Origin of the sequence: Synechococcus sp. BMK-MC-1, assembly GCF_014279955.1 — a bacterium.
Classification (GTDB): Bacteria; Cyanobacteriota; Cyanobacteriia; order PCC-6307; family Cyanobiaceae; genus Synechococcus_C.
Genome location: NZ_CP047939.1, coordinates 1,346,702 through 1,371,611 on the forward strand (window position 1 = coordinate 1,346,702; position 24,910 = coordinate 1,371,611).

General features: G+C 58.3%; 36 protein-coding genes, 2 tRNA genes and 1 pseudogene. 13 read left to right on the forward strand and 26 right to left on the reverse strand.

Annotated elements, in window-relative coordinates:
- Nucleotides 1–179 precede the first annotated feature (179 nt).
- From secF to rsmA, 6 genes are all read right to left on the reverse strand, one after another.
- Entirely contained in the window at nucleotides 180–1,172 is a 993-nt protein-coding gene (gene secF, locus SynBMKMC1_RS07550; protein ID WP_186471291.1) for a protein translocase subunit SecF, read from the reverse strand.
- Nucleotides 1,173–1,175: 3 nt separating this feature from the next.
- Nucleotides 1,176–2,648, reverse strand: coding sequence for a protein translocase subunit SecD (gene secD, locus SynBMKMC1_RS07555; protein ID WP_186471292.1), 1,473 nt, complete (start codon nucleotides 2,646–2,648; stop codon nucleotides 1,176–1,178).
- Between the two features lie 3 nt (nucleotides 2,649–2,651).
- Nucleotides 2,652–3,635 (reverse strand): pyruvate dehydrogenase complex E1 component subunit beta, encoded by a 984-nt coding sequence (locus SynBMKMC1_RS07560; protein ID WP_186471293.1) that lies wholly within the window; start codon nucleotides 3,633–3,635, stop codon nucleotides 2,652–2,654.
- 182 nt (nucleotides 3,636–3,817) lie between these two features.
- Nucleotides 3,818–4,168: a DUF3082 domain-containing protein gene (locus SynBMKMC1_RS07565; RefSeq protein ID WP_011933268.1), complete on the reverse strand. Its 351-nt coding sequence runs from the start codon at nucleotides 4,166–4,168 to the stop codon at nucleotides 3,818–3,820.
- Nucleotides 4,165–5,094, reverse strand: a complete 930-nt coding sequence (ispE, locus tag SynBMKMC1_RS07570) for a 4-(cytidine 5'-diphospho)-2-C-methyl-D-erythritol kinase (RefSeq protein ID WP_186471294.1) — start codon at nucleotides 5,092–5,094, stop codon at nucleotides 4,165–4,167. The genes SynBMKMC1_RS07565 and ispE overlap by 4 nt, the downstream gene beginning before the upstream one ends.
- The gene (rsmA, locus tag SynBMKMC1_RS07575) at nucleotides 5,091–5,933 is read right to left on the reverse strand and encodes a 16S rRNA (adenine(1518)-N(6)/adenine(1519)-N(6))-dimethyltransferase RsmA (RefSeq protein WP_186471295.1); all 843 of its coding nucleotides are present in this window, start codon (nucleotides 5,931–5,933) and stop codon (nucleotides 5,091–5,093) included. The genes ispE and rsmA overlap by 4 nt, the downstream gene beginning before the upstream one ends.
- Before the next feature lie 114 nt (nucleotides 5,934–6,047).
- Between rsmA and SynBMKMC1_RS07580 the strand changes: the two genes are divergently transcribed.
- Nucleotides 6,048–6,653 (forward strand): uridine kinase, encoded by a 606-nt coding sequence (locus tag SynBMKMC1_RS07580; RefSeq protein WP_370593905.1) that lies wholly within the window; start codon nucleotides 6,048–6,050, stop codon nucleotides 6,651–6,653.
- Nucleotides 6,654–6,768: 115 nt separating this feature from the next.
- Entirely contained in the window at nucleotides 6,769–6,978 is a 210-nt protein-coding gene (locus SynBMKMC1_RS07585; protein WP_186471296.1) for a hypothetical protein, read from the forward strand.
- Nucleotides 6,979–6,992: 14 nt separating this feature from the next.
- Here the strand turns inward: SynBMKMC1_RS07585 and SynBMKMC1_RS07590 are convergent, their stop codons facing one another.
- Genes SynBMKMC1_RS07590 through SynBMKMC1_RS07605 form a run of 4 tightly spaced genes read right to left on the reverse strand, consistent with a single transcriptional unit; the run spans nucleotide 6,993 to nucleotide 8,775 of the window.
- On the reverse strand, nucleotides 6,993–7,427 hold the full coding sequence (locus SynBMKMC1_RS07590) for a YraN family protein (protein WP_186471297.1): 435 nt from the start codon (nucleotides 7,425–7,427) through the stop codon (nucleotides 6,993–6,995).
- 18 nt (nucleotides 7,428–7,445) lie between these two features.
- Nucleotides 7,446–7,670 (reverse strand): hypothetical protein, encoded by a 225-nt coding sequence (locus tag SynBMKMC1_RS07595; protein ID WP_186471298.1) that lies wholly within the window; start codon nucleotides 7,668–7,670, stop codon nucleotides 7,446–7,448.
- Nucleotides 7,671–7,708: 38 nt separating this feature from the next.
- On the reverse strand, nucleotides 7,709–8,029 hold the full coding sequence (locus SynBMKMC1_RS07600; RefSeq protein WP_186471299.1) for an MgPME-cyclase complex family protein: 321 nt from the start codon (nucleotides 8,027–8,029) through the stop codon (nucleotides 7,709–7,711).
- A gap of 2 nt (nucleotides 8,030–8,031) precedes the next feature.
- Nucleotides 8,032–8,775 (reverse strand): pyridoxine 5'-phosphate synthase, encoded by a 744-nt coding sequence (locus tag SynBMKMC1_RS07605; RefSeq protein WP_186473375.1) that lies wholly within the window; start codon nucleotides 8,773–8,775, stop codon nucleotides 8,032–8,034.
- A 133-nt stretch (nucleotides 8,776–8,908) separates the two neighbouring features.
- Between SynBMKMC1_RS07605 and SynBMKMC1_RS07610 the strand changes: the two genes are divergently transcribed.
- Genes SynBMKMC1_RS07610 through grxD form a run of 4 tightly spaced genes read left to right on the forward strand, consistent with a single transcriptional unit; the run spans nucleotide 8,909 to nucleotide 10,815 of the window.
- Complete coding sequence (locus SynBMKMC1_RS07610; protein ID WP_186471300.1) at nucleotides 8,909–9,607, forward strand: 1-acyl-sn-glycerol-3-phosphate acyltransferase; 699 nt, start codon at nucleotides 8,909–8,911, stop codon at nucleotides 9,605–9,607.
- Nucleotides 9,608–9,632: 25 nt separating this feature from the next.
- A complete protein-coding gene (locus tag SynBMKMC1_RS07615) occupies nucleotides 9,633–10,175 on the forward strand; it encodes a hypothetical protein (RefSeq protein WP_186471301.1) in 543 nt (180 codons plus the stop codon).
- Nucleotides 10,176–10,230: 55 nt separating this feature from the next.
- Nucleotides 10,231–10,464, forward strand: a complete 234-nt coding sequence (locus tag SynBMKMC1_RS07620) for a BolA family protein (protein ID WP_011933278.1) — start codon at nucleotides 10,231–10,233, stop codon at nucleotides 10,462–10,464.
- Between the two features lie 27 nt (nucleotides 10,465–10,491).
- Entirely contained in the window at nucleotides 10,492–10,815 is a 324-nt protein-coding gene (grxD, locus tag SynBMKMC1_RS07625) for a Grx4 family monothiol glutaredoxin (protein ID WP_011933279.1), read from the forward strand.
- Between the two features lie 2 nt (nucleotides 10,816–10,817).
- Here the strand turns inward: grxD and SynBMKMC1_RS07630 are convergent, their stop codons facing one another.
- Nucleotides 10,818–11,087 (reverse strand): DUF6761 family protein, encoded by a 270-nt coding sequence (locus SynBMKMC1_RS07630; RefSeq protein WP_011933280.1) that lies wholly within the window; start codon nucleotides 11,085–11,087, stop codon nucleotides 10,818–10,820.
- A 77-nt stretch (nucleotides 11,088–11,164) separates the two neighbouring features.
- Here SynBMKMC1_RS07630 and SynBMKMC1_RS07635 point away from each other — a divergent pair, with 77 nt between their 5' ends.
- A complete protein-coding gene (locus SynBMKMC1_RS07635) occupies nucleotides 11,165–11,956 on the forward strand; it encodes a response regulator transcription factor (RefSeq protein WP_370593906.1) in 792 nt (263 codons plus the stop codon).
- Here SynBMKMC1_RS07635 and SynBMKMC1_RS07640 read toward each other — a convergent pair.
- The 7 genes from SynBMKMC1_RS07640 to SynBMKMC1_RS07670 form a co-directional block, all read right to left on the reverse strand.
- Nucleotides 11,904–12,452 carry a hypothetical protein gene (locus tag SynBMKMC1_RS07640; RefSeq protein ID WP_186471302.1) on the reverse strand — a complete coding sequence of 183 codons (549 nt, stop codon included), beginning with the start codon at nucleotides 12,450–12,452 and terminating at the stop codon, nucleotides 11,904–11,906. The two genes, SynBMKMC1_RS07635 and SynBMKMC1_RS07640, sit on opposite strands and share 53 nt — an antisense overlap.
- Nucleotides 12,453–12,455: 3 nt before the next feature.
- A complete protein-coding gene (locus SynBMKMC1_RS07645) occupies nucleotides 12,456–12,740 on the reverse strand; it encodes a hypothetical protein (protein ID WP_186471303.1) in 285 nt (94 codons plus the stop codon).
- Between the two features lie 54 nt (nucleotides 12,741–12,794).
- Nucleotides 12,795–14,345, reverse strand: a complete 1,551-nt coding sequence (gene crtH / locus SynBMKMC1_RS07650) for a carotenoid isomerase (RefSeq protein ID WP_186471304.1) — start codon at nucleotides 14,343–14,345, stop codon at nucleotides 12,795–12,797.
- A 27-nt stretch (nucleotides 14,346–14,372) separates the two neighbouring features.
- A complete protein-coding gene (locus SynBMKMC1_RS07655; protein WP_041428514.1) occupies nucleotides 14,373–15,326 on the reverse strand; it encodes a cation transporter in 954 nt (317 codons plus the stop codon).
- The gene (trmFO, locus tag SynBMKMC1_RS07660; RefSeq protein WP_255486091.1) at nucleotides 15,307–16,683 is read right to left on the reverse strand and encodes an FADH(2)-oxidizing methylenetetrahydrofolate--tRNA-(uracil(54)-C(5))-methyltransferase TrmFO; all 1,377 of its coding nucleotides are present in this window, start codon (nucleotides 16,681–16,683) and stop codon (nucleotides 15,307–15,309) included. Before trmFO ends, SynBMKMC1_RS07655 begins: the two co-directional genes overlap by 20 nt.
- 52 nt (nucleotides 16,684–16,735) lie before the next feature.
- Nucleotides 16,736–16,858, reverse strand: a complete 123-nt coding sequence (locus SynBMKMC1_RS07665; protein WP_011933287.1) for a photosystem II protein Y — start codon at nucleotides 16,856–16,858, stop codon at nucleotides 16,736–16,738.
- A 62-nt stretch (nucleotides 16,859–16,920) separates the two neighbouring features.
- Entirely contained in the window at nucleotides 16,921–17,454 is a 534-nt protein-coding gene (locus tag SynBMKMC1_RS07670; protein WP_186471305.1) for a gamma carbonic anhydrase family protein, read from the reverse strand.
- A 145-nt stretch (nucleotides 17,455–17,599) separates the two neighbouring features.
- On the opposite strand from SynBMKMC1_RS07670, the gene SynBMKMC1_RS07675 reads away from it, so the two are divergent.
- A tRNA-Lys gene (locus SynBMKMC1_RS07675) sits at nucleotides 17,600–17,671 on the forward strand.
- A gap of 41 nt (nucleotides 17,672–17,712) precedes the next feature.
- Nucleotides 17,713–18,126 carry a response regulator transcription factor gene (locus SynBMKMC1_RS07680; protein ID WP_041428516.1) on the forward strand — a complete coding sequence of 138 codons (414 nt, stop codon included), beginning with the start codon at nucleotides 17,713–17,715 and terminating at the stop codon, nucleotides 18,124–18,126.
- Here the strand turns inward: SynBMKMC1_RS07680 and SynBMKMC1_RS07685 are convergent.
- The 3 genes and pseudogenes from SynBMKMC1_RS07685 to SynBMKMC1_RS07690 form a co-directional block, all read right to left on the reverse strand.
- Nucleotides 18,092–19,006 carry a sensor histidine kinase KdpD gene (locus SynBMKMC1_RS07685; protein ID WP_255486387.1) on the reverse strand — a complete coding sequence of 305 codons (915 nt, stop codon included), beginning with the start codon at nucleotides 19,004–19,006 and terminating at the stop codon, nucleotides 18,092–18,094. The genes SynBMKMC1_RS07680 and SynBMKMC1_RS07685 overlap by 35 nt on opposite strands.
- Before the next feature lie 30 nt (nucleotides 19,007–19,036).
- Nucleotides 19,037–19,252, reverse strand: a pseudogene (locus SynBMKMC1_RS14695) (PAS domain-containing protein); the annotation flags it as partial.
- Complete coding sequence (locus SynBMKMC1_RS07690; RefSeq protein ID WP_011933291.1) at nucleotides 19,242–19,619, reverse strand: PAS domain S-box protein; 378 nt, start codon at nucleotides 19,617–19,619, stop codon at nucleotides 19,242–19,244. The pseudogene SynBMKMC1_RS14695 and the gene SynBMKMC1_RS07690, both read right to left, overlap by 11 nt.
- 101 nt (nucleotides 19,620–19,720) lie before the next feature.
- Here SynBMKMC1_RS07690 and SynBMKMC1_RS07695 point away from each other — a divergent pair.
- Nucleotides 19,721–19,794 (forward strand) — tRNA-Pro (locus SynBMKMC1_RS07695).
- Between the two features lie 289 nt (nucleotides 19,795–20,083).
- The gene (locus tag SynBMKMC1_RS07700) at nucleotides 20,084–20,431 is read left to right on the forward strand and encodes a hypothetical protein (RefSeq protein WP_011933292.1); all 348 of its coding nucleotides are present in this window, start codon (nucleotides 20,084–20,086) and stop codon (nucleotides 20,429–20,431) included.
- Between the two features lie 13 nt (nucleotides 20,432–20,444).
- Here SynBMKMC1_RS07700 and SynBMKMC1_RS07705 read toward each other — a convergent pair whose 3' ends face one another.
- The 3 genes from SynBMKMC1_RS07705 to SynBMKMC1_RS07715 are packed head-to-tail and all read right to left on the reverse strand — an operon-like array spanning nucleotide 20,445 to nucleotide 22,633.
- Nucleotides 20,445–20,681, reverse strand: coding sequence for a hypothetical protein (locus tag SynBMKMC1_RS07705; protein WP_011933293.1), 237 nt, complete (start codon nucleotides 20,679–20,681; stop codon nucleotides 20,445–20,447).
- 33 nt (nucleotides 20,682–20,714) lie between these two features.
- The gene (locus SynBMKMC1_RS07710; protein WP_186471307.1) at nucleotides 20,715–21,512 is read right to left on the reverse strand and encodes a metallophosphoesterase; all 798 of its coding nucleotides are present in this window, start codon (nucleotides 21,510–21,512) and stop codon (nucleotides 20,715–20,717) included.
- Between the two features lie 8 nt (nucleotides 21,513–21,520).
- Complete coding sequence (locus tag SynBMKMC1_RS07715; RefSeq protein WP_186471308.1) at nucleotides 21,521–22,633, reverse strand: AAA family ATPase; 1,113 nt, start codon at nucleotides 22,631–22,633, stop codon at nucleotides 21,521–21,523.
- A 55-nt stretch (nucleotides 22,634–22,688) separates the two neighbouring features.
- On the opposite strand from SynBMKMC1_RS07715, the gene SynBMKMC1_RS07720 reads away from it, so the two are divergent.
- On the forward strand, nucleotides 22,689–23,138 hold the full coding sequence (locus SynBMKMC1_RS07720; protein ID WP_186471309.1) for a Fur family transcriptional regulator: 450 nt from the start codon (nucleotides 22,689–22,691) through the stop codon (nucleotides 23,136–23,138).
- Between the two features lie 7 nt (nucleotides 23,139–23,145).
- Here SynBMKMC1_RS07720 and SynBMKMC1_RS07725 read toward each other — a convergent pair whose 3' ends face one another.
- Nucleotides 23,146–23,628 (reverse strand): GLTT repeat protein, encoded by a 483-nt coding sequence (locus tag SynBMKMC1_RS07725; RefSeq protein ID WP_041428520.1) that lies wholly within the window; start codon nucleotides 23,626–23,628, stop codon nucleotides 23,146–23,148.
- Between the two features lie 55 nt (nucleotides 23,629–23,683).
- Here SynBMKMC1_RS07725 and SynBMKMC1_RS07730 point away from each other — a divergent pair, with 55 nt between their 5' ends.
- Nucleotides 23,684–23,944, forward strand: a complete 261-nt coding sequence (locus tag SynBMKMC1_RS07730) for a cell division protein SepF (RefSeq protein WP_186471310.1) — start codon at nucleotides 23,684–23,686, stop codon at nucleotides 23,942–23,944.
- Here SynBMKMC1_RS07730 and arsS read toward each other — a convergent pair.
- Complete coding sequence (gene arsS / locus SynBMKMC1_RS07735) at nucleotides 23,937–24,881, reverse strand: arsenosugar biosynthesis radical SAM (seleno)protein ArsS (protein WP_011933299.1); 945 nt, start codon at nucleotides 24,879–24,881, stop codon at nucleotides 23,937–23,939. The genes SynBMKMC1_RS07730 and arsS overlap by 8 nt on opposite strands.
- Between the last annotated feature and the right edge of the window lie 29 nt (nucleotides 24,882–24,910).

Consider the following 24,910-nt stretch of genomic DNA (forward strand, 5'->3'; position numbering starts at 1 on the left):
ATGGTTGAAGCATGAGCACAACCACCGCAAGCGTGTGCTGTCGAAGGGTATAGATCAGGGCTGTCAACGTGATGTGATCCAGAAGCAGCCGGAGTTCGATCCGTAGATCGAGGAGTGCCAGGATCAGGAGTAACAGTGGAACCCACTGCTGAGATGGCTCTCGCTGGCCTTTTTTCACCTCAGGCACTGGCCTGGGCACCGCTACGCGAGGGCCAGAGGCTCAGCAGCGACGGGGCCAAGGCGATGCTGGACCAGCTACCCACCACAACACCGAGAGCCAGGGCGACCGCGAACCAATAGAGAGTTGACCCCCCAAAAAGAATCAGAGCAATGAGAGGCAGCAAGGTGGTTCCACTGGTGTACAGCGTGCGCGTCAGCGTTGCGGATACAGCACGGTCCACTTGCACCGTCAAAGGAAGATCACCGTCCTCTCGCTGACGTTCGCGAATGCGATCGAACACCACCACGGTGTCATTCACCGAGTAGCCCGCAATCGTTAGCAGAGCAACAGCAAACAGACTGTCAACCTCAAGCCCCGTGAGCAGTCCAAGCCAAGCGAAGACGCCGCAAACAATCACAATGTCGTGAGCGAGTGCCACAAGGGCCAAAAACGCAAAGCGGCGGTCGTAGCGGATTGTGATGTAAAGAGCAATCCCTGTAAAAGCAACCAGAAGCGAAATCAAGCTGCTGCGCAGCAACTGAACGCCCAGACTGGGTCCAATCGTGTCGACCGATTGGCCTCCAGCTTCAAGGGGCCCGGCAACGGGTTCAAGAGCCTGGATCACCGCCTGACCCTGGGATGCCGTTAAAGCTGGCATGCGCAGAACAACCGACTGGCCACGATCAAGAAGCTGAACCCTTGCAGTGTCCAGATTGGGAGCCCGACGGCCCGGTTCCACAGGAAGCTGAAGGGAGGTCAGCGTGTTGTTGATGGAGCTGACGCTCAGATCAGAACAGGCATCCGCACAGCGGCGCTCCAACTGAATCTTGGTCCCACCAGTGAAATCAAGCCCAGGTTTGAGGGGGGAACGGATCTGGGGGTTGGTCCAGCTCAGGGCAATGCCAGACACGCTCAACAGAACCACCAGCACTGAGATCCACCAAACCTGCCGCCTGCGACTCGTGAGTGGCAGACGAAGAGAACGATCCGGATTGAGGTTGGAATTGGCCATGGCTCAGGCGGCAGACGTCGGAAGTTGCCCGGCGGGCAGAAAATTAGTGGGTTTACGCAGACCCTGATAACTCATCAGGAAACGCAGAAGGGTGCGCGTGCAGGTGAGGGCCGTGAACAGGCTGAGAACAACACCGATGCCGAGGGTGGCCGCAAAACCTTTCACTAGGCCAGTGCCAAGAAAAAACAGTGCCCCACAACTAATCAGGGTTGTGATGTGACCATCGAGGATCGACGAGACGGCCTCTTTGAAGCCGTTATCGATGGAACGGATCAACGTGTTGCCGCGACGCAACTCGTCCTTGATTCGCTCAAAAATCAAAACGTTGGCGTCGACCGCCATGCCGATGCTGAGGATGAACCCCGCGATCCCCGGAAGCGTGAGTGTGACGGGGATGAGGGCATAGGCCGCCAGGTTGAACAGGGCGTAAAGGCCGAGAGCCATCACGGCCACAAGGCCGGCAAGGCGATAGGTCACCACCATGAACACACCGACCAGGACAAGACCTGACAAGGCAGCGATCAGGCTGCGCCGTACGTTTTCGGCACCAAGGGTGGGGCCAATGGTGCGGACCTCAAGGATCTCCACAGGCAGCGGCAAGGAACCACCGCGAAGCTGAACTTCGAGGTCTCTGGCTTCCTCAGCAGTGAAATTGCCAGCGATTGTGGCGGCTCCACCAGCGATTCCAGCGGCCTTGAACTCAGGCCCCACACTGGCTTCACTGATCGGACGTCCATCGAGAACGATGCCAAGGAGTCGATCGGTTCCGGCAATGGATTGGGTGAGCTTGGCGAAGCGATCTCCGCCTTCAGCATTGAACCCCAAGGTGACCTCCCATCCGGTCGAGTTCTGGCGTTGCTGACGCCCTGCTGTCACCAGATCTTTGCCTGTGAGAGCCGCAGGTTCAAAACGATCGACGATCTCAGCATTGGTGCGCTCGAGCAGCTGCTCCAACTGCTCCTTTTCACTGCTGGCGCTTCCATCAAGGCCAAGGGCCTCTTGAACCTTGGCCAGTTCTTCGGAATCGATGGAAGCGTCATCGGTTTCGGATGACTCAGCCTTGGCAGCCAACACACTCCTGAGCTGGGCGCGGAGCTGCAGAAGGCTGCGCATCTCTTCTTCAGTGCCAGGTTTCTGAGCCCTGAACTCAAGCAGCGCCGTGCTGCCGAGAACACGGGCAGCACGGCTTGGATCGGTCACTCCCGGCAACTGCAGAAGCAACTGGTCGTCCCCGACGGTTTGCAGGGTGGATTCAGCCACACCCAAGCCGTTGACGCGACGCTCCAGCACAAGCTTCACCGCATCCAGTTGTTCAGGCTTGATCGCAGTGATCGCCCCAGCGGGTTGCACTTCCAGAGTGAGTTGGCTGCCGCCGCGCAAATCAAGACCGAGTTGCAGAGGGAAGCTGGTCAGAACAGACGCTGCCGCGATCGTCAGCGCGAGAATGAGGGCAAACCAGCCCTGTTGGCGGGCCATCGATCAGAGCCCCTGACGAACGATGGTCTGGGCTGCCTCAACGATCTGATGGGGCTGAATGATCGTGAGGTTCTCGAGATTGCCGTTGTATGGCGTTGGGATGTCTTGGCTCGACAGGCGAATCGGCCTGGCGTCGAGATCATCGAAACAGTGCTCGGTGATCAGTGCGATCAACTCGGCTCCGATACCGCCGGTCTTCATGCACTCCTCCACCACGATCACGCGATGGGTCTTGCGAATCGACCGGGCGATCGTCTCCATGTCGAAGGGCTTGAGGCTGATCAGATCAATCAGCTCCGCATTGATCCCATCGGCCTCCAGCTGTTCCACAGCCTTGAGGCAATGGTGGCGCATGCGTGAGTAAGTGAGAATCGTGACGTCGCTCCCTTCCTTCACGAGGTCGGCCTGATCAAGGGCGCAGGTGTAATCGCCTGCAGGGAGCTCCTCGCTGAGGTTGTAGAGGAGCACGTGCTCAAAAAACAGCACGGGGTTGTTGTCGCGAATCGCGGCTTTCATCAACCCCTTGGCGTTGGTCGGGGTGCTGCAAGCCACGATCTTGATGCCTGGCACAGCGTGGAAGTAAGCCTCAAGACGCTGGCTGTGTTCGGCTCCAAGCTGGCGACCCACACCCCCGGGCCCGCGAACCACTGTGGGGATCGTGAAATTGCCGCCACTGGTGTAGCGCAGCATCCCCATGTTGTTGGAGATCTGATTGAAGGCGAGGAGAAGAAACCCCATGTTCATGCCTTCAACAATCGGCCGAAGACCCGTCATGGCTGCTCCGACGGCCATGCCCGTGAAACTGTTTTCAGCGATTGGGGTGTCCAACACCCGGAGTTCGCCGTACTTCTCGTAAAGATCCTTGGTGACCTTGTAGGAGCCGCCGTACTGGCCGACGTCCTCACCCATCACACACACATGGGGATCCCGAGCCATTTCTTCATCGATGGCCTCACGAAGTGCATTGAAGAGAAGCGTCCCTGCCACGGCGTTGCTGCAATCCCGGCCATGCCGGCGTCAGCGGCCAAGCTATCTCAATCCAGGCAACTTCACCCTCCGGCCGCGAAAGTGGTCAGCAGGAGCACGGACAAAAGCAAGCCGGGAGACAGCAGCAGAATCAGCTGACCAAGATCGTGAAGGGTCATCGAGAGACCTGTTCTCCACCGACGCTAGGCAGCGTCACCATCGGGTCTTGTGAAAAGACTGCGAAGAAACACCAGGAAAAGGCCAAGGCCGATGAACGCGAAACTGAACGTAGCCAGAAAACACATTCCCGTGAACAAGGTCTTCAACGCTGAAGCAATGCTCTGGGCGATGGCATTGCTGAACGAGGGGGGATGGGCCGCGAAATAAGCCACCATCCCCTTGCTGAGACCAAGGCTTAGCCAGGCCAGCAGGAGACTGGTGAGTGACCCAGAGAGAAAACTCAATGGCCCCTTGCGGGGTCCGGGTTCAACCACCGACTCAGAACTGTTGTTGATGGACGATTGGGCCTGTTCGGCCGGCTGGCGCTCGGTCATGCCATCAGCTTGACCCCGTGGGGGATCAAGGAGCAACTCCAACTGCGTAAACCCAACTGATCCAATTGGGTCTGCACCTGGTCCTTGGCACGATCTGCCTCACCCCGGTTGTGAAACAGCGCAAAACAACTGGGCCCCGAACCGCTCATCGCCGCCTGAAGGCAGTTTGGTAAGGACGCAAGACACTGCAACGCATCGCGCACAGAGGGCGTGAGGGGCTCCACCACGGTTTGGAGATCGTTGCGCAATGGCGGCGCCTCCCCACCGAGGGGATGCAGCCACTGCGCCGCCCTGAGCGCTTCACGACGTGCTTCAAATGCAGCTTCATCTTGGAGATAGGTGCTGCCACGTTGGCGGCGGCACTCGCTGTACGCCCAGGGAGTCGACACTCTCACGTCGGGATCTTTCACAAGAAGAATCCCTAGCTGAGCCTCCAAAGGAGGCAGAGGTTCCAGTCGTTCACCGCGTCCAAAGCACAGTTGTGTCCCACCGGCAACACAAAACGGCATATCAGAGCCCAGCTCAGCAGCAAAACGCTCCAGTTGGCTTGCATCCAGGCCCAACCCCCAGAGCTCATTGAGTGCCACAAGAGCCGCCGCTCCATCGCTGGAACCACCCGCCAGTCCTGCACCGATTGGAATGTGCTTTTTCAGATGCATCCGTGCTCCCAGTTCACTGAAGCCGGACCGTTCCCTGAGCAATCGGGCAGCGCGGACAATCAGGTTGTCTTCACCACAACTGAGTTCCGAAGCATCACACCGCAGGGAAATGCTTCCGTCTGAGGTGTTTTCGCAATGCAGCTGATCCTGAAGGTCGATGCTCTGCATCACCATGGCCAGCTCGTGAAAACCATCGGCACGCAGGCCAAGCACCTCAAGATGCAAATTGATCTTGGCGGGTGCAGTGACGCAGACCGGAGCCGTCATAAAGAGGACGCAGCGGAGTCGGCTTGATTCAAACCCCTGGCGAGCTTCACCCAGGCATGGGGTGCCACCTCTTGGGGACGCTGGCGTAGATCAATACCGGCTTGCTGCGTGATCGTTTCCAGCTCACTGAGGGGCTGGGACACCGTGAGAGTGTTGCGCAACATTTTCCTGCGCGCCAGGAAAGCTTGCTTGAGCAAACGTTCCACCCGTCGACAGATGACTGGATCCGGCCGTTGTTCCAGGGGGAGGGGATCAAGGCGGATCACCTCTGAATGCACTTTTGGTGGAGGTTGAAAACAGCGAGGGGGAACGGGACAAACGCTGCTGCACTTGGCAAGCAATTGCATGCGAACACTGAGAGCGCTGAAACTGCTCGCTCCAGGTCGGGCACGGATCCGTTCAGCGACTTCCTTCTGCACAAGCAGCACCAGGCGCTGGTAAGGAGGATCAACGGGCTGATCCAGCCGACCGATCAGGCGCTCGAGAAGAGGACCTGTGATGTTGTACGGAATGTTGGCAACGACCTTGGTGGCGCGTTGACCATCGGGAAGGGTCAGCGGCACCGCAAGCACATCGCCTTCGTGTAGCGAGAACCGCGGGGAGTCACCAAACCGATCCTGAAGTCCTGCGACAAGGTCACGATCCAGTTCAACGGCATGCACCGCAGCAGCTGAAGAGGCGAGAAGTCTTTCTGTGAGTGCTCCACGTCCTGGACCAACCTCCAGGACACGGTCGTCGTCTCCAAGGTCGGATGCGTCAAGAATTCGATCCAGCACCCGTTCATCGCGCAACCAGTGCTGCCCGAAACGCTTGCGTGGCGTGTGGCCTCCGAAACTCATCACATCGCTGTCATCCCATCACTGTGCATCAGCAGGCCTGCCGCTCCTGACGGTCCTAGGGCGAGCCTTCACAATGAGCATCAGCCGCGCTGAGATCCGCTGAAGGGATCGCTGTTGCCTTTGATCTGTATCTGCGGGCCGTCGGCTGCAGGCAAAACGCTTTTTGCCGGTTTGCTGGCTTCAGCCCTGCAAAACGCAGACATCAGAGCGATCGTGATTGGCTGCGACGACTACTACCGCGAACACTGGACACCCGACCCCTTCTTTGGTTTCGACACCGTTGAGGCCATCGACTCCGAAAGCTTGATCAACGACTTGAGAGCCCTGCGATCGGGGGAGCTCAAGCGCCTCCGCCGTTACGACATGGGCACACGGGCCGTGCATTGGACCCGTCTCGAGGCGGAAGCCGATGTGGTGCTTCTGGAGGGCGCGTTTGGACCTCAACTGCTTCTGAACAGCTGTCCTCCTGATCTCCTGATCTACTTGGAGGAGTCCCTGGCGGTCAGGGCACTGCGCCGACTACGCCGGGACATCCGAGAGCGGCAACGCACGGTGCTTTCTGTGCTTAAACAGATGTTCAGGCAGATGATTCCTGGCGAACGGCGTTTCATCCAACCGTTGAGGGAGGAGGCGGATGTGGTGGTGAGGCACGGCGCTAGGGACTTGTCTGAAGCCCTTGAGCCAATCATCAGCCTCTGCTCGTCTAGGCGCGCACAGTGAGGCATTGTCGCCTCGTTAGCGTGGCGTTGAGCCTGCTGTGAATGGCGTGCTGGTCTGGACCTTGGTCACGGGTTTGCCCCTGCAAATAGCGTCCCACCCCGTAGCACCGCCTCCGGTGCCCATCGAGCCGAATCGAACCGAGCGGATTCAGGAACAAAGCATCAATTTGGAGGACTTCTCCCTTGAGATCGACGGTCGCAATGTCGAGTGCGGTGCGGCTGAATTAGGAACTGGCCGCAGGGCCCCCTTCGCTTACAACCCTGAGAGTTCAGACCGCAGCCGAGAAGTGACATTTCAGGCCACCACCTGTCGCTTTCGCTTTTGACGTCAGGCCTCGCTTCAGCGATTGGGTTCAACGAGATCAGGCACTTTGAGCCAACGCACAGGTCGATGTCGATGATTGGGCGGAAGGGGAACCAAGGCCAGAACCACCTCAAGCTGAGAGCAGGCGTGTCGCGGATTGAGAGCGATCCAATAATTCAGCGTCAGGGCCAATCGCTGGCGCTTGCGGGCATCAAAAGCGGCAAGCCCCCAGCCATCCGGCCCACAACGCCGGCGACCTTTCACCTCAACGGCCAGTAACCGGGGAACGGGCGCATTCGCTTTGCACAGCAGAAGGTCGATCTCTCCATAGCGGCATGACCATCGCTTCTCCAGCAGGATCCACCCCCTGCCTTGCAACAGACGCAGAGCTTCCGCCTCAGCCCAGAGTCCGGTTGTCGCCGTCGTCAACTTCGCGTTCACCCACTGATGACGTTCCTGCTCCCTGAGCATTCCCCGCAAGCACCCAGATCACCAGGGATCATCGTTGTAAAGCGCATCATCAGGACAGGGATCCTGACCACGACCGCCAGGAAGATCCTCATCGGTGACGATGTCGTCGAGGTAGGCAGCGCACAACTGCTCGGGCGTGAGGCTGTACACCCAAGACTCCCAGCCACCGCCTGCATCAGCTCGAACTGGCAAACCGTGCCAGAACGCGATCAACATCAGCGCGGTGCAGGCATGGGAGCGCATGGGCGTTGCGTCGCGGACAAACCCAGTGTGAATGCTCTTCAGTTCAAAGAGGCCAAGGGATCGGGGATGCTTTCACTCGGAGCTTCAAAACTCCCTTGCAGGACGTATTCAAGGCGCAGCTTCATGAACGTGATGAAGGTGGAATCAGTGGATACCACAGCAGCAAAGGGTTCAGGCAGCTCACGCTTGATGGCCGAGAGCTCCGGGCTGTTGAGAAATGCAGGGCTGCGAATCAGCCAGAAGTCAATATCCTTCCCTTCCTCCGCGTAATGACGCCGGCGTTCCTTCAGCACTTCTTCAAGCGGCTCCTCTTCGGTGAGAAACCGCTCGCTGGCCGCAACGAAGTGATAGGTCGTCATGATCAATAGCTTCCGAACAGTGGATCCCGTCGGGGATTCTGAACCAAGGCCTTCATCTCCCGAACAGCCTGCTGCAGACCCACGGCCACGGCCCTGGCCACGATCGTGTGACCGATATTCAGCTCCTCCATCCCTTCAATCGCCGCAACCGGCTCAACGTTTTGATAGGTGAGGCCATGGCCGGCATTCACCCGTAAACCCATGGCACGGGCCAGGGCTGTTGCTTCGGTGAGGCGGGCCAGTTCAGACGGTTGATCAGTCCATTTGGCCTCCGCATAGGGGCCGGTATGCAACTCAACCCAACGGGCACGGCAGTCTCGGCAAGCCTCGAGCTGCCCCCTCTCCGGATCCACGAACAGGCTGACGGGAATCCCCGCATCCTGTAGGCGATTGATTTTGGACGTGAGATCGACGCGCTGGCTGGAGACATCCAGTCCCCCTTCCGTCGTGACCTCCTCCCGCCGTTCAGGAACCAGCGTGACCATGTCGGGCTGCACCCGCAGCGCAATCAAGACCATGTCCTCAGTGGCTGCCATCTCCAGATTCAGGCGGGAACGCACCGTCTGACGCAACAGATCCACATCCCGGTCTTGGATGTGACGACGATCTTCGCGGAGATGAACCGTAATCCCGTCCGCTCCACCGAGCTCCGCCAGAAGTGCCATGGGCACTGGATCGGGTTCCACTGTTCGCCGTGCCTGACGCACGTTGGCGATGTGATCGATATTGACCCCGAGGCTGGCCACAGCTGGACGTTCCAAAACTGAATCCTATGGAGGCAAGCCAGGAGATCGGCCGCAGTATTAACTGCCCTGCCTGTGGCGACGGACTGCAAGCCAAGACCTAGCTTTTTCCTCAGATGATCTGCGGCTCAAGGCGGTGCCCAGCAGCCTGGCAACAAGAGCGACAGCCCTACAGACGGGAATCCAACCCTTCTGGGCTGCCTTGGCCATGGTGGCCACGCAGGACCTCGCGTTGCCTGGATACTTTCGGAAACGCCTGGTGCTCGGAGGCGAACACCTGCCGATGAAGGGTCCAGTCCTGTTGGCCCCAACCCATCGCGCCCGCTGGGACGCCCTCATGCTCCCCATGGCAGCGGGACGTCGCATCTCCGGACGCGACTGTCGCTTCATGGTGACGCGGACGGAAATGACTGGACTCCAGGGATGGTTCCTCCATCGCCTGGGATGTTTTGCCGTTGACCAGGACAAACCGTCGCTCACCACGCTGCGATTCGCGCTGGATCTTCTCGCCAGTGATCAGCAGCTAGTTGTTTTTCCTGAGGGACGGATCAATCGCGACGACGATCCAATCGTTCTGGAGCCAGGTCTAGCCCGCTTGGCCCAAATGGCTTTGAGACAAGGGGTGCAGGTGCCCGTTGTCCCGGTGGGTCTGGCCTACAACCCGGCTCGTCCCGGTCCCCGCAGCCGAGCTGCGATCTGTTTTGGACCGGCACTGCACGTTGCAGGGAGGGGGCGAGATCACACCGATCACTTCAACCAACGTCTTGTGGAGGGGATGCAGGCGGCTGAACAAGCGGCAAGGAGGGCCGTTGGTCGGCCCATGGAATGCCTTTAAAGTCCGCCCACTAATGATCAAAGTCATGCGCTCCCGCCTCATCTGCTCGGCGCTCGCTCTGACGGCCGGATTGTTCGTCAGCCCAGCGATGGGTCAGACCGCGACGGACGCAAATTCGACGTCTGTCAATAAGGTTCTCGCCTCAAGCGGTGCAGGATTCAATGTTGCAGCAGTTGAGTCCCTGATCCAACGCGGTGACTCCGCCGTGTCGGCAGGAAATCTCGACCAAGCCAAGAAGGACTACGACAGTGCTCGCACTGCCGCGAAGCAGCTGCTGGCGTTCTATCGCGACCTGAGTGGTGCCTTCCGTGGTCTTGACGCCAGAATTCCCCGCGAAATGGATGCCAAAGGGCGTCAAGCTCTCTCGCTTGTGGCTCAAGCGAACCTGAGGCTGGCTGCCCTGTTCCGCCGCCAGAACCAGCCCGAAGTGGCCGTGCCCGTCCTCGTTGAAGTGGTTCGGTTGATGACACCGACAAAACCGGAGGGCCAGAAGGCCTATCAGAGCTTGGTTGAGCTCGGGTTTGTTGACACGCCGTTCCGTGGTGGTCAGAGCACACCAGGCAGCTGACCCGTCCAAGAGCGTCACTGATCTGCCAGCATCATTGTTGTTGTTTTTGGACCTCATGGTTCAGCCCGACGCCGTTGGCGCTGCCATACGCCGTGCCCTCCCCGATGCACAAGTGAGCGTGGAAGATCTCACCGGCGGGGGGGATCATCTCCAGGTGAGTGTGGTGTCGTCCGCTTTCAACGGATTGAACCGCATTCGTCAGCACCAGCTCGTCTACAAAGCTCTGAAAGATGAACTGGAGAGCGAAGCAATCCACGCCTTAGCGCTCAACACCTCCACACCAGCCTGATCTCTACACCCCCTACACCGTCGACCCATGGATGCTCAGACCAAATCCCGCATCGAGGCTCTTATCAGTTCCAGCCCCGTTTTTGTGTTCATGAAGGGCACGAAGTTGATGCCTCAGTGTGGTTTCTCGAACAACGTTGTTCAAATCCTCAACGCTCTCGGGATCACCTTTGAAACCTTCGATGTGTTGTCTGACATGGATGTGCGCCAGGGCATCAAGGAATTTTCTGATTGGCCAACGATTCCCCAGGTCTATGTCAAAGGAGAGTTCATGGGTGGCTCAGACATCCTGATCGAGATGTACAACAACGGTGAACTGAAAGAAAAGCTCGAAATCGCTCTCGCCAGCTGATTTCAATACTGCTGAGGATGTTCATAGAGCGTTCGGAGATCTCCATCAGGCCCGATAAAGCTTGAAGGATCCATAATCCAACGCTCAACGAGCATTTCCAATTTGGCAAGCTCCCTTGAATCCAAATCAGCGGCCCGACGCAACGCGTGCAGGTAACCGTCCGCATAAAGACGCAACTCAGATGGGCTGTGGAAGCGAGTGGTCAATTCCTGACAGGCATCACACAGCGATTGGAAATGACGGATGGCCTCCGGATGCTGAAGGGATGTCATCTTTCTTGAGGTCGGCAGCCTCTGCTACCAGATTGCCAGAGAATTGGTCCTAGCGTAGTTGGGCCTGATGATCGCGTGTGACTCCCCCTTCCAGAGATCTGATCGCCAAAGCATCCGGACTCGTGCCGGCTCAGCAGACTCCCCCAGCGGCCTCGCCGGCGAAGGAGCCTGCGCGCGTGCTGGTTGTTGAGCCCCATCCAACCTTGCGGACCGTTCTTGTTCAAAGACTCCGCCAGGATGGCCATCTCACGGCAGCTGTCGCCTCCTCGTCTGAGGCCATTGAGCTTTGCCAGGAACAAACTCCTGATCTTCTAATCAGCGCAGAGCTGCTCGAGAAGAGTTCGGCGCTCCGGCTCGGCCAACAGCTGCGCTGCCCTGTGATCGTTCTTACGGCCCGGAACGGAGCAGAGCCTGTGGTGGGCCTGCTCGATGACGGAGCCGACGACGTGCTTCGTAAGCCCTTCGGCCTTGAGGAACTCGCCGCACGGTGCCGAACCCTGCTCAAACGCGAACGCAGCGGCCTTCAAGAACGGGTGAAGGTGGGGACGCTTGAGGTCCACCTCCTGCTTCGCCAGGTCACCCTGCGCGAAAAGCCCGTTGAACTCAGTCCCCGAGAGTTCGCACTCCTTTGCGCCCTCTTGATGCCTCCAGGGATGGTGCGCAGTCGTCAGGAGTTGTTGAGGATGGCGTGGCCCCCCTTCAGCGGTGGGCCACGCTCCGTGGACACCCAAGTGCTCACGCTCCGGCGCAAACTTGAACAGGCCGGCCTGGGCGACGGAGGGGGGATCACAACCGTTCGGCAACAGGGCTATCGATTCAGCCTGGATACGCTGCCGGAAGAGTCATCCAGTTCATCTGAACTGCCGTAGCGATCGCCAATTCGGTAAGGAGCATCAGCACAGCGAGGGCTGCAAGCAACTGGTAAGTCCAGGGAGGCGTCAGCCTGCCGATGGCACTGGTATCGATCCCTGTTCGTTCCTGAAGGATGGACAAAAATTGATCGAAACGTTCCAAGCGTTGGGGAAGCAGACGATGTCCGTCATTGGCTGTTTTGAGGTAGTAAACCGAGCCCCCCTGACTGGTCCCCACAGGGACCACACGGCGAATCTGATCCCAACGCAGCTGCCATCCGCGACGCAACAGCCAACGGCACCATGCGGGATGACCGACCACGAGCCCCGATTCATCGACCGAAACCTGCTCGCTCAACATCGCCAAAACCACAAAAAGACCCAGCGGAGCGGCAAACCAAAGGGCGACCCGCAGCGAAGGAGGAGCCATCAAAGGGAGTGGCATCACAAGGGCCAGGTACACGCAGATCAGGGTCCCCCGAATCAGGCTCGAAAGGCGGAAGCAGTCACGCATGGTTCAGCGATCTTCAGGGGAGCCCGGCAGGGGTTCGATCACATCCGAAGGGCTGTAATCACCGGAGAAAACCTCGGCTTCACGGCCCTTCCAGAATTCTCCAAGGCGCATCAAATCGGCGTGAGCCTCTTGCAGACTTTCGATGTAGGCCTCAGGCGACATCGAGGCTTTTGCCTCTTTGAGCTTGGCCAAGCGCAGCATCTGCAGCATCCAGGGCTTGCCGATCTCTCCGCGCTGCTCAATGTACCGAGCCAGATCCGCTGCGCTTGGTTGGGGCGCCGAGGCCATGATCATTCAGTAAGAGTTTTGAACCCTAAGCAGTGGCAAAAAACTCCGTGGTTTTTAGGCCGGCAGCGCCCAGGCGTTCAGGCCTAAATCAGCGCCGATGCGATGGCTGCAGGCATAACCACTGAACGCCACAGCATTGAGACCCTGACCTGGAAAACAGGAATCACCCACGCAGTAAAGACCTTTGAGTCCGGTCCTGTTGAACGGCATCGGCAACAGTCCCGGTAGGCGCATGGAGGGAATCGGGCCATAACTTCCTCCCATCCGTCCAAGAAAGCGTCGATGGGTTCGTGGTGTTCCCACCTCCCGGAGTTCAATGGCCGCTTCAAGTCCCGGAAGAAGCGCCTCCAAACGCTCAATCAACCTGGCGGCATCAGCCTCTTTTTTGGCTTTGTACTGCGCAGGAGACAAGCCAGACCAGGCGGAGATCTCGCTCATGGTGAAGGTGTGCACGATGTGGCGACCTTCAGGCGCCAGAGATGGATCCAGCAAGCTGGGGATCGATACGAAAATCACCCCCTGTTCCGACTCGAGCTCATTCCAGTCTTCAAGAAGAAGGTGATGACAGTGCAAGCCGTTGGGAATGACATCAGCCCTCACGCCGAGATGCAACGACAAAAATGAACTCGAGGGTTGATACCGTCGGCGCCAGGTTGCCTCTCGAGCGGGCGTATGGTCCGCATCCACAAGCGTTGTTGAAGGAGACCCATCCCCTGAGAACGTGTCCCAGCGTGTGGCGTTGCTCACCACGCGCCGGGCAAAGAGCTCCTCTCCATCAGCGAGACGTACGCCAACGGCTTGACCAGCTTCGATGATGACGTCAGTCACGCGCGATCGGTAGCGAATCTCACCGCCATGGCTTTGGAGGCCGGCCACCAGTTTCTCCGCGATTGTGCCGACACCACCCTTCGGATAATTGATTCCCCCGGCGTGACGGTCTGAGAACACCATGCCTGCGTTGATCATCGGTGTGCGATCGGCAGGCATCACAGACCAGCAGAAACACTCCATGTCAATCAAACGCAGAAGCTCCTCGTCGCGGATGTGCTGACGGGCCACATCTCCAACGTTGAATGGAAGCCACCGAGCAAGACCGAGGCAGGCCAGAGGAGCTCGAAAAAACACTTTGGCCAGGTAGGCGGGATCCTCGAGCGACAACAGCGGCATCGCATCGAGACAACGAAACACCTGCCAGCAGGTGTCGTAAAACGCACGGATGCCCTTGGCTTCGTGCGGGAACCGCGCCGCCATCCGATCCATGAATCCGCCGTAATCCCGGTCCACCTGCATGGTGAGACCGTCGGGCAGGTGGTACTCAAGCTGTACGGGATCGGGCACTGTGTCGCAGCTCTGGCCCACATCCGCCAGAGCCCGAGTCAGCAGATTCGTATGGCCGTGCTCTCCGAAGCCGAAAATCATCGAAGCGCCCACATCGAAGGTGTAGCCGTCCCGTTTGAAGCTTCCCCCAGACCCTCCTGGAATCAGATAGCGCTCAAGAACGAGCGTCTTTGCTCCTTTCACAGCCAGCTGGGACGCTGTGACTAGACCACCGATTCCAGAGCCGATCACGATCACATCCCAACCCGGCTTGGACCTTGAGACCACGTTCAGGATTCGCGTCAGCGTTCAAACTTAGGAGGGCTCGCCCGATGTGAAGGGCGGTGTTGCCGTCAAAATCACTTCAGTCCTCACAGGCCGAGCCAGCAAGTCGCCGCAGCGCTCATCAATTCGGTGACGGATGAGATCAAGAGCGGCCCCATCCATGGGCTGGCTGGGATTCAGATACACCACCACAAAAGCCGTACGACCCACCTCATACACGGTGAGATCAAGCAACCAGCACGACAGTCCCGCGAGTAGATCCTCCAAAGCCAAACGCGTGCTTCGAATCAAATCGGATTCAGCAGAAACCCCAGCAGCCTGACCCAAGGCTGTGAGAAAGCCATCGAGAGGTTCGCGCAGCACAGCGACACTCACCACCAGCACGAGCAGTGAGTCCATGATCGGAATCAAAACTGCCAGCATCGTGCCCCGGAGCAAGGGAGTGCCCAAGAGAGCCAATCCCGTCAAGCCACTGATCAACCCATCCACACGAGCCGCTTTCGCTTCTGTGAGCAGAATCTGCGAATGACGGCCGGTGATTGCCCAGTCGTGTTGATGACGCCAGGCCAGGCCCCAGCAGATCACCACCATCGCCAAGGAATACCAAGCCACAGGACCGAGACGCACAGGCATCACGGGTCGTCCATTGGCATAGTCCACCACCGTGCTGAGTGCCGAAATGGCGGCAAACGACAGCACCCCGATCAGGACCAACGAGCGAAAGAGCACGTACAACGCTTCCTGACCGTCGTATCCATAGGGGTAGGCCCTGTCGGGAGGGCGCACCACATTGCGACTGACCCGTGCTGCCACAAGTCCGGAGCCCACCATCACTGCGGAATAGAGGCCATCAAGCAGCAAGGCATAGGACCCGGAGATCACATGAACACCGATTCCTGCAACGGCCATCACGGCACTCGCCATCACGCCGACTTTGAGGGAGCGACGTTCAATCAGTCGGTGTTCAGGCCGGACAGGGGACATTCCCGAGAGCTTGTTCCTCTCTTGCTAGCAGTAGATCCGCCAATGCCCTGTCCCGATAAGCCCCGTAGCGAGCTCGTTTGTCGCGGATGCGCTCAGGCAGCTCAGGCAGGAGACCGAAGTTGGGGGGCATCGGCTGAAACTTGCCAGAGGGCGCTTCGCTTATGAAATGCGTCAAGGCCCCCACCATGGTGGTGCGGGGGAGATCGATGGGGCGCTCTCCGCGAACAAGGCGCGCAGCGTTAGTACCCGCCAGCCAACCGCCGGCAACCGCAGCGGCATAACCCTCGGTACCTGTGATCTGTCCAGCAGCCAGAAGGCTCGGTCTGGAGCGGAACTGAAGCGTGGCATCGAGCAAGGCCGGAGCCTCCAGGAATGTGTTGCGATGCATCACGCCAAAGCGAACAAACTCCGCCCCCTCCAGACCGGGAATCATCTGCAGAACACGTTTTTGCTCTCCCCATTTGAGATTGGTCTGGAAGCCCACAAGGTTCCACAGCCGGCCATCTTTGTCTTCCTGACGCAGCTGCACCACGGCATAGGCGCGTTTGGCCCGGCGCACATCCCGATCATTGACATCGCCCCAGCGCGGATCCCAGAGGCCGATCGGTTTAAGGGGGCCGTAGCGCATGGTGTCTTCACCGCGCCTGGCCAATTCTTCGATCGGTAAACACCCTTCAAAGAATGTGGCATTCCCCTGATCGAAGTCTTTGAGCTCCGCTTGTTCGGCCGCCAGTAAGGCGTCACGGAACGCCAAATACTGCTCCCGGTTCATCGGGCAGTTGATGTAATCCGCGTCTCCTTTGTCGTAGCGGCTGGCCCGAAAGGCCTGGGTCATATCGACGCTGTCACCTTCAACAATCGGGCTCGCTGCATCGAAGAAATGACAGTCAGCACGTCCGGTAAAGCGACGCAGATCCTCCGCGAGAGCGTCGCTCGTGAGCGGCCCTGTGGCGAGCACCGTGACCTGGTCGGTAGCAGGCAGCGCAATCTGCTCCTCACGTACGAATGAAACCCGAGGGTGCTGCTCAAGCAATTGAGTCAGGGATGCGCTGTAACGGCCGCGATCCACGGCAAGGGCTCCGCCCGCTGGAACCGCATGACGATCGGCCATCTGAATCACAACGGATCCAAGCCGCCTCAGTTCTTCCTGAAGCAGTCCAGCCGCTCTGTCACTGCTCAGTGCGCCAAAGCTGTTACTACAAACAAGTTCAGCGCATTCCGAACTGTGGTGAGCAGGGGACCGACGGATAGGTCGCATCTCCACCAACTGCACATCGAGACCGGCCTCGGCGACTTGCCAAGCAGCTTCTGTGCCGGCAAGGCCAGCACCGATCACTACAACGGATGGAGCTGCCAAATGGATCGGGGCGATGGATCTCAACCCTATCGATCCAAGTGGTCGCGTTGGATCAGGCCCGACTGCGCTTGATCATCAACTGCAGCTGGCCCACAGCGGCACGACCGATGTTGAAACCGGCCCAGCCCAAGGCAAGCAGGATGGGTGATGCCACGAGGACGAGCCGGAGATCCATGAGTCCAGACAGGAGGATTGGGAGATCTTAAGGATTGCAGAGCCAAGAGAGGCTGTGTTGCATCACTCCGTTTGGATTTGCAGCATTCGAGCCCAAGTGCGTGCCAGTTCGGCGTAGCGGCGAGCATGGTCCCTCTGCGCGGCGCGAGCGTCAGCATTCAGCTCTCGTTTCACCTGCGCTGGAACACCAGCAACGAGGCTGCCGGGAGGAACATCCTTCGTGACCACGGCTCCTGCCGCCACAAGGGAGCCCTGACCGACGGTGACGCCATTTAGGACGATGGCACCGATGCCGATCAAGCAGCCGTCCTCAAGGGTTGCGCCATGCACCACGGCTCTGTGACCAATGGTGACATCAGCGCCAATGGTGACGGGCGCATCGGGATCACCATGAAGAACGGCGCCATCCTGCACGTTGCTGCCCGGGCCAATCGAGATCGGCGCCATATCCCCCCGGGCAACCGCCAACGGCCAAAGGCTTGCGTCAGCGGCCATCTGCACATCCCCCATCACCACAGCACTTTCAGCAACCCAAGCCCCAGGATCAATCTGAGGCGCAGGAAACATCGCGCTCTGCGGGCCGCTCCGGTCAGTCATCAGGCCATCTGCCGATGGAACCCATAATCCCAGCTCCATAACCATCCTCCACGGGCAGCCCCTTGGACGAAGGTTCGCCCGGGTGATACTTTTCACAGGTGCTTCACGGCACACCCTGTACCTGTCTCGATAGACCGGCACAGAAGGGTCGCTAGCTCAGCGGTAGAGCACTCGGCTTTTAACCGATTGGTCCTGAGTTCGAATCTCAGGCGACCCATGCGTTTTTCATTTGTTTCGTTGCCTGGGCTTCCGTGAGCAATGGCTGATCAATTCGTTGTTGCAGTTGTGGACGATGATCCACGCTTGCGCCAATTAATTCTCGAAGAGCTCACGGATGAGGGGGTTACGCCCATCCCCTGCGAGACAGGGCAACACCTCCTCGATCTCCTTCAGACACAAACAGTCGACCTGGTTTTCTTGGATCTGATGATGCCAGGGATGGATGGTTTTCAATGTTTAGCGGAACTCAGAAAGCAATCAGTTCCAGTGCCTGTGATCGTCGTCACCGCACTCAACGACGAGATCAATCGCCAGAAAGTTCATGATCTCGGCGCAGTTGACTACATCCTCAAGCCCGACCTGTTTGAGCATCTTCCCGAGCTTCTAGATCAACATTTACCAGGCCCTCGCAACGTGATCAATCGGGGGCAACCACTGGAAAGCGAAGGGTGACTGAGTCATAACCATTGATTGAAGTCTCCATATGCGTGGAATTGCTCAGGAGCATCCCTCCCATTCCTGCTACAAGATTTTTAACAACTGAAAATCCGAGATTATTGGCGTTCCAATCCCCTTGAGCCAGCTCTGGTTCATCCGAACTGAACCGACTCCCTTGCCTAGAGAGTTGCTGATTGCCAGCCATCTCAGCTGAATTGAAGCCAACGACCACATCCACGAACCCAGACGAACGACACTCATCGACACAAAGAACAAGCCCCTCTGATCCATCAATCAAACTGTTTTCAAGAAGGGTATTGAGAATTCGAGTCAGAGCAACTTGATCAAGATCGACCCAACATGTAGATATTGATTCATTGATTTGTAAAGACACACTGGGACGCTTGTCAGGCTCAAGTGAATGAAGCCATCGATCGAGAAAATCCCGAAGAGGAGCACGCTTTAGGTTCCAATGGAAATGATCAGTATCCAGTTCGGAAAGAATCAAGAGTTTGTCAACCAGCGCTGCCATCCGCTTGGTTTCGTCGATGGCGTCGCCCAAAGCACGATCCAATGGTTGCGCCAAGTCAGACTTGCGCTCAAGGCGACGCAAACTTCCGGTGAGAATGGCCAGTGGCGTGCGCAACTCATGAGCCAGGGTGTTGATGAAAGCACGCTGTTGCTGGAGCGACTTTTCGAGTGGCTCGAGATCTCTGAAAGTCAGGAGTGTGAAAACACCACCTAACTCAGAGATCGGCCGCCAAGACACCATGCGTTGAAGAACATCCGATTCATCTCCCGCAAGCGCCACAATCGCTTGCACGAGCAAGGAGGCATGTCCCTCACCCAGCCTGGCCTGATTCAAAGGGTGCTGCGGATCAGACAACGTCAGCAAGCGTTGATCGAGATGGCGTAAGCGAAGCAGAGCCTCCAGGGGCTTTCCGACCACGCGCAAGGGAAGACCACCACCCCATAAGTCAGCGGCTGTTTGATTCACCCAGCGCACCTGATGCCCGGAATCAACAATCAGCATCGCCTCGCCAGTGGCATCAAAAGCCACCCTCAGCAAACCCAGGGATTGACGCAGCTGCTGCACGAGTGCGGAGGTCTCGGGATGCGGCTCGAATCCTTCAGCAGGCATGGGGGCCTTCCAGTGGCCTCAACGTGGCCGCAAAACTCCAGCCTTCCTTTGAATCCTTTTCCGCCACGATGAAATGTTCACTGCGGATCACCGAGCCGTCAGCACAGATCGTGGCCAGCTCCAGTGGGTGGTTCACCACCTGCGACGACTCCGTGATCTGGAAACGGGCAAATCCGGCGTGGTGAAGTTCGCGGAACTCTTCGGGAAGGATCATTCCAAGAGTCTCTCCAAGGAGGGATGAATCCCATCCATAAATCGTGCCAAATCGATCGTTGAACTCAACCACGAGCCCTTCGCGATCGGCACGTACAAAGGGAAGGTCGAAACGCTCCCGTAGGGCCGCAACCGCTCCGGGGGTCCAGTCCATTCAAAGGATCAGCGTCTCTTTGCAGGTTAGGCCTGAGTAGCGCTGACGAGCGTTGGCCAACAACCAGTGCACGTCCAGGTCAACAATTACAATCTCAGAAACGGGGCGTGGCGCAGTTTGGTAGCGCGGGTGCTTTGGGAGCACTAGGTCGCAGGTTCGAATCCTGTCGCCCCGATTGTCTTGTTGTTCTGGCATCAGTAGCTGTTGAGACGGTTGCAATCGCCTCCACCGTCCAAGCTCCCGCCAATTACCAAGAACCAGTGGAAGTTCTCACCGCTCTGGCCATCCTTCCTTTCTTGGCCGCACTCGTCGTCGGCGCCCGAGAAGCGGAAGATGCCAGCCGCAACAGCTGATCGCCATCGGCCTTGACGGTTCGACTGTGAAGGATCGGCTCCAAAGAACCTTGTGTCCGTGGTGCTTGAACGACGTTCGTTGCTAAGCCGGATGCAGAGCCGGATACTGCGATGCGCTGGACGCTGGTCCTGACAAGTCTTGTTTTAGGTGGTTTTGCAGCGACAGCCAAGGCCGACAGCACCCGTGTGGTTCTGCAAAGCGGGCAGTCCATCGTCCAAGCCAATGCGTCTCTCACAGCATCGGGATGGCTCCCCGCACCCCAACGTCCAGCCCTTGACTTTGAGAAGTCCCTGTCTGGAACAGACTTGCAAGCCTTGGCGTCCTGTTCAGGGACAGGTCCGGGCTTTTGTCGATACGACTATCAACGTGATGGTCAGCGCCTCTTCGTGGTCACGGTTGCAGACGGCGCTCAACCGCAGAAAGCGGGCATTGTGACCCGCTGGTGGACTGAACCCTAGGGCCGGCCTGATTTCAAGCCAATCCGTTCACAAGACGGAGGGTGCCCCAGAGATCAAAAACGCAGAAGACGATACCGATCACAATCAGGTCCCAGGCTTTATGGCGCAGGGCCCAAGGAGCGAGAAACACTTCGGCAACGCCGTGCAGGGCTGTTCCCAAAGCGATGTGCTCGAGCACCAGGAGTCCATGGGCCAGAAGGAAGAGCCCACTGGCGACGAATCGCATCAACACCGTCCAGGAAGCTGACACCCTCGCCCTCAAACAGGCATCAGATTATCGGGTTCACCCTGCTGGTTGCTCACAGGCCGACCAGCGCATGAGGCGCTCCTGCACAGAACCATCATCCATCAGATCGAGCAGGCGACCGCCGGGATCCCAGGCCCTTCCGAGCGGACAGGGCTGAACTGGATGAAAGGACACCAATGTTGAAGGGCAACCAAGCAGGCTGAGATCTGAGCGGGGAGCCGCCATTCCCTTCCAGTGCTGATGGATGTGACCAAACAGCACAACCCGAACCGCAGGCCATCGCTTCAGAGAGTCCATCAATTGCTCACCATCAGAAAGCCCGATGGTGTCCATCGAGGCGTCACCAATCGGGACTGGAGGGTGATGAAGAGCCACCACCACAAACTTTCCAAGCGTTTCGGCCTCCCTGAGTTGGGTGTTGAGCCAAGACAGTTGAACGCCACCGATCACTCCAGCGCACCCCCCTGCTCGGTGACTGGACACAACAAGCAAACGCCAGCACCCCGCGTCCATCACGCCGGGAGCAACTACCCAATGGCGACCCAGCACGGCACGCAACCTCTGGGGATGATCATGGTTGCCTGCTGTGAAGCCAAGGCAAACTGTGCGTGCAGCCTGTTGCTGGATCGCAGCATCAACCGCATCACGCAGACGCACGTAACCGCACCAGGTTTCGTCATGGCAGCAATCTCCGGTGACCAGCAGCAGATCCGGCTGTTCCTGCAGGGCTTGGGCGAGTGCCTTTTGAAAGAGAGACAACGCTGAACGTCCGCGCACACGCCCATCAGCACGCGCCACCAGGTGTGGATCACTGAGTTGAATCAGTCTTGGCATGAGCAGCGTCAGGAAGGCCAGCGCCAGGCACTGCGTTCCAGCATGGTCTGTTCAGGAATTTCTGTGGATCCCAATTCACGCACCAAGTGCACGCGATGACAGTCGTCACCGCCTGACAAGGCCTCGATGAGACGCGGGGAGTGGGCGATCACCCACACCTGCGTCCGTTGGGAGCAGGAGCGGATCAAACGAGCGAGAGGCAACAGCAAATCGGGATGCAGGCTGCCTTCCGGCTCGTTGAGAACCATCAGAGGCGGCAGTCTTGGACTGAAGAGCGCAGCTGTGAGCAGCAGGTAACGCAGGGTGCCATCGGACAGCTCCGCAGACTGGAGGGGACGAAGAAGGCCAGGCTGATGAAACTGCAGCCGGAACAAGCCATCGCCATGGTTCACCGACACGTGGGCACCAGGAAATGCATCGTCCACAGCCGCTAAAAAGGCCTCACCATCCCCGCTCTCGAGAATGGTTTGCACCGCAGCGGGTAAATCGCGACCATCAGCGGCCAGAGCGAAGCAGCGAGTACCCACCACAGGGCAACGGGCGGGAGCCTCAGGATCCGTCCTGAAGCTGTCATAAAAACGCCAGCTCAGAATTTGCTCGCGCAGAAGCAGAACCTCAGGTCGCTCCTGCGGATCCACGCCCGACTGAAACAATCCACGGTCTGGATCACGCTCCCCGGAATCAGAGCACAACAGAGCACGGGGGTGAAAAGGCGATCCGGCCCAGATCCATTCCCCCTTGCGTTCAGGATCGAGGGCAAAGGCGGTCCGTCGTTCCTGGGGGTAACCAAGCTCAACGGCATAGGAGAAGGGATCTGCTGCAAATCCCAAACGCAAACGAACTGGCTTGGCGCGAGGTCCACCCTGAATGGGGGCGTCACCCGAGCGCATACCCCGGCTAAGGGTTTCGGGTCCGGCCCACATCACCGCAGGCAATCCACCCTCTCGGGCGAGACAGCCCATCAGATCTCCACGAGCAGCCGCAACAATCAGCTTGAGGGAACGGAACAGATTGGATTTTCCGCTGCCGTTGGCCCCGGTAATCAGCGTCAGGCGATGCAGAGGAATCACCACATCCCGGAGAGAGCGATAACCAGACACGGCCAGGTGCTGCAGGGTCAAATCTGGACTCCAGTCTCAATAAACACTACTATTGAGAATGATCAGCAGGATTGGGATGCCATCTGTGTCCATGCACCCTGAGACTGGCGGATCTCTGAAGCAAGGGCTGCATCAAGACGGACGTCGACTGACACCCCAACGCAGGCGAATCCTGGAGTTGTTCGAATCGCTTGGAGGTGGACGGCATCTCAGCGCCGAAGACGTGCATCATCAATTGCTGGATCGTGAGTTGAAGGTTTCACTCGCCACGATTTATCGCACACTGAGGCTGTTGGTGGAGATGGGGTTTCTTCAGGAATTGCAAACCAGCAACGGCAGCCAGTTCGAACTGGCTGACGCCGAGCACATCCGCCACCACCACCTGGTTTGTGTGCGCTGCGGCCGCACGGAGGAATTCGAAAGTGATGAGGTTCTCAATGCTGGCTTGCAAGCCAGCAACAAGTTTGGCTTCGACCTCATCGGCTCCAGCCTCACGGTGCGAGGCATTTGCCCGCAATGCCGTTGAAGAGGAGTCAGTGATGCTCCTGCGGATGCTCCAAGCAGGGCATCCAGTAGTTCCCCATGCGGTGTGCACCCTTGCAGCCAAGGCTCTTGGCCTGTTCTTCGGCAAGCTCTCGGGTTGGGTAAGCAAGCGTGCGGGGATCATCCCCATTCAGGGACCCTGATCCTTCAGCGCCGTGATGGGCGTGGTGATCGTGATCACCTGGTTTCGCTCCGATTCGCACCAGGCCCATGCTCATGGGTCCTGCGGTCCAAACCCCCATGGTGTTCACTCCAACCGCGAGCAGTCCCATGCCAACGATCGAGAGATTGATCACACCCATGGCCACAATGCCAATGGAGACCACACCCATCGGCACGATTCCGATGCAGACGACGCCCATCGGAACGATGCCAATGGACACCGTGCCCAAAGGGGCAACGCCGATGGCAAACCGTTTGGGTTTGCTGCCGCAGTGGGCAGGACCCTGATCAGTAGGTTGCATTGCATTCATCCGTTCATGATGACGATTTCTCCCACCGCAGCTTGCTTGAGCCAAGCTGAGTGTGATGGATGGTGATCTTCCCGAAGGATTTCACGAGGTGATCGTGATCACTCCCCTGCTCTTCGAGCAGGGAGCGGAAGCGGTTCTGGCCATTCGCGAGCAGTGCACGGTGGTGCTGAATCTCTCGGCCATGGAGCCATCATTGGCCCAGAGGACAGCCGATTTCGTTTCCGGTGGAGTCAGGGCACTCGACGGCCAGGAGCATCGCGTCGGAGAGCAGGTTCTGCTCTTTGCGCCTGCCAACGTTGATGTGAATCTCAGCTGAGCGACCCACCACAACTGGATCCCTGTCCGGCAGTGCAGCCGAAGCAATGATCCGCAACAGCAATGGGCTGATCCTCCAAACCACCCTGCACCGTTAAAAGGTCGGCGAGCACGGCAGGCTCTGCGCCGGCTGCACAACCGAGTTGTTGATTGAAATCGCAGTCATGAAGTGCTCCGGTCCAGCTCACGCTGATCAACGTCCGACACATCACCTCATCAAGATTGGCAGGTCGATGCGCCTCACGCAGGAGAGTTTGATATCCCTCGAGTTCTCCGCTGACCTCGAGATCGCGAGCAAAACGCTTGATTGGCATATTGGCGATTGTGAGCAACTGATGAAACGAAATCCCATGGGACTTCATCAATTGCTCCCTGTATTGCGCCTGTAATGATTGCTGCGGTGGTGGCAAAGAGGGCCCGGACGGGTTGTAGACAAGATCCAGCTCCAGTGGCGAACCGGGCATTCCATATCCCAACTGATTGAGCCTTTTCAACGCATCAAGACTGCGCTCGAATACACCGCGACCGCGTTGTCGATCAACGCGATCCTGTTCGTAGCAGGGCAGTGAAGCCACGATGCGCACACCTGAATCAGCGAGAAATTCAGCGAGTGTTTCTTGCCCCGGTTCCATCAAAATCGTGAGGTTGCAGCGATCAATCACCGCGACGCCCTGGGCGCGGGCCTCACGCACAATCTCCCTGAACTGCGGATGGAGCTCGGGGGCACCACCTGTTAAATCAAGAGTTTTCAAGTGACAGTGCTGCAGAACCTGCGCAATCAGCTTCACCTGATCGGGCTCCATCATTTCTGTGCGCCAAGGCCCTGCATCCACATGGCAATGACTGCAGCTTTGATTGCAGCGGTAGCCGAGGTTCACCTGCAATGTTTCAAGGCGACGTCGCCGAAGGGATGGGAAGGGCGAGGGCAGAGTCTTCATCGCATCAGATTGGATTCTGACTGACCCCG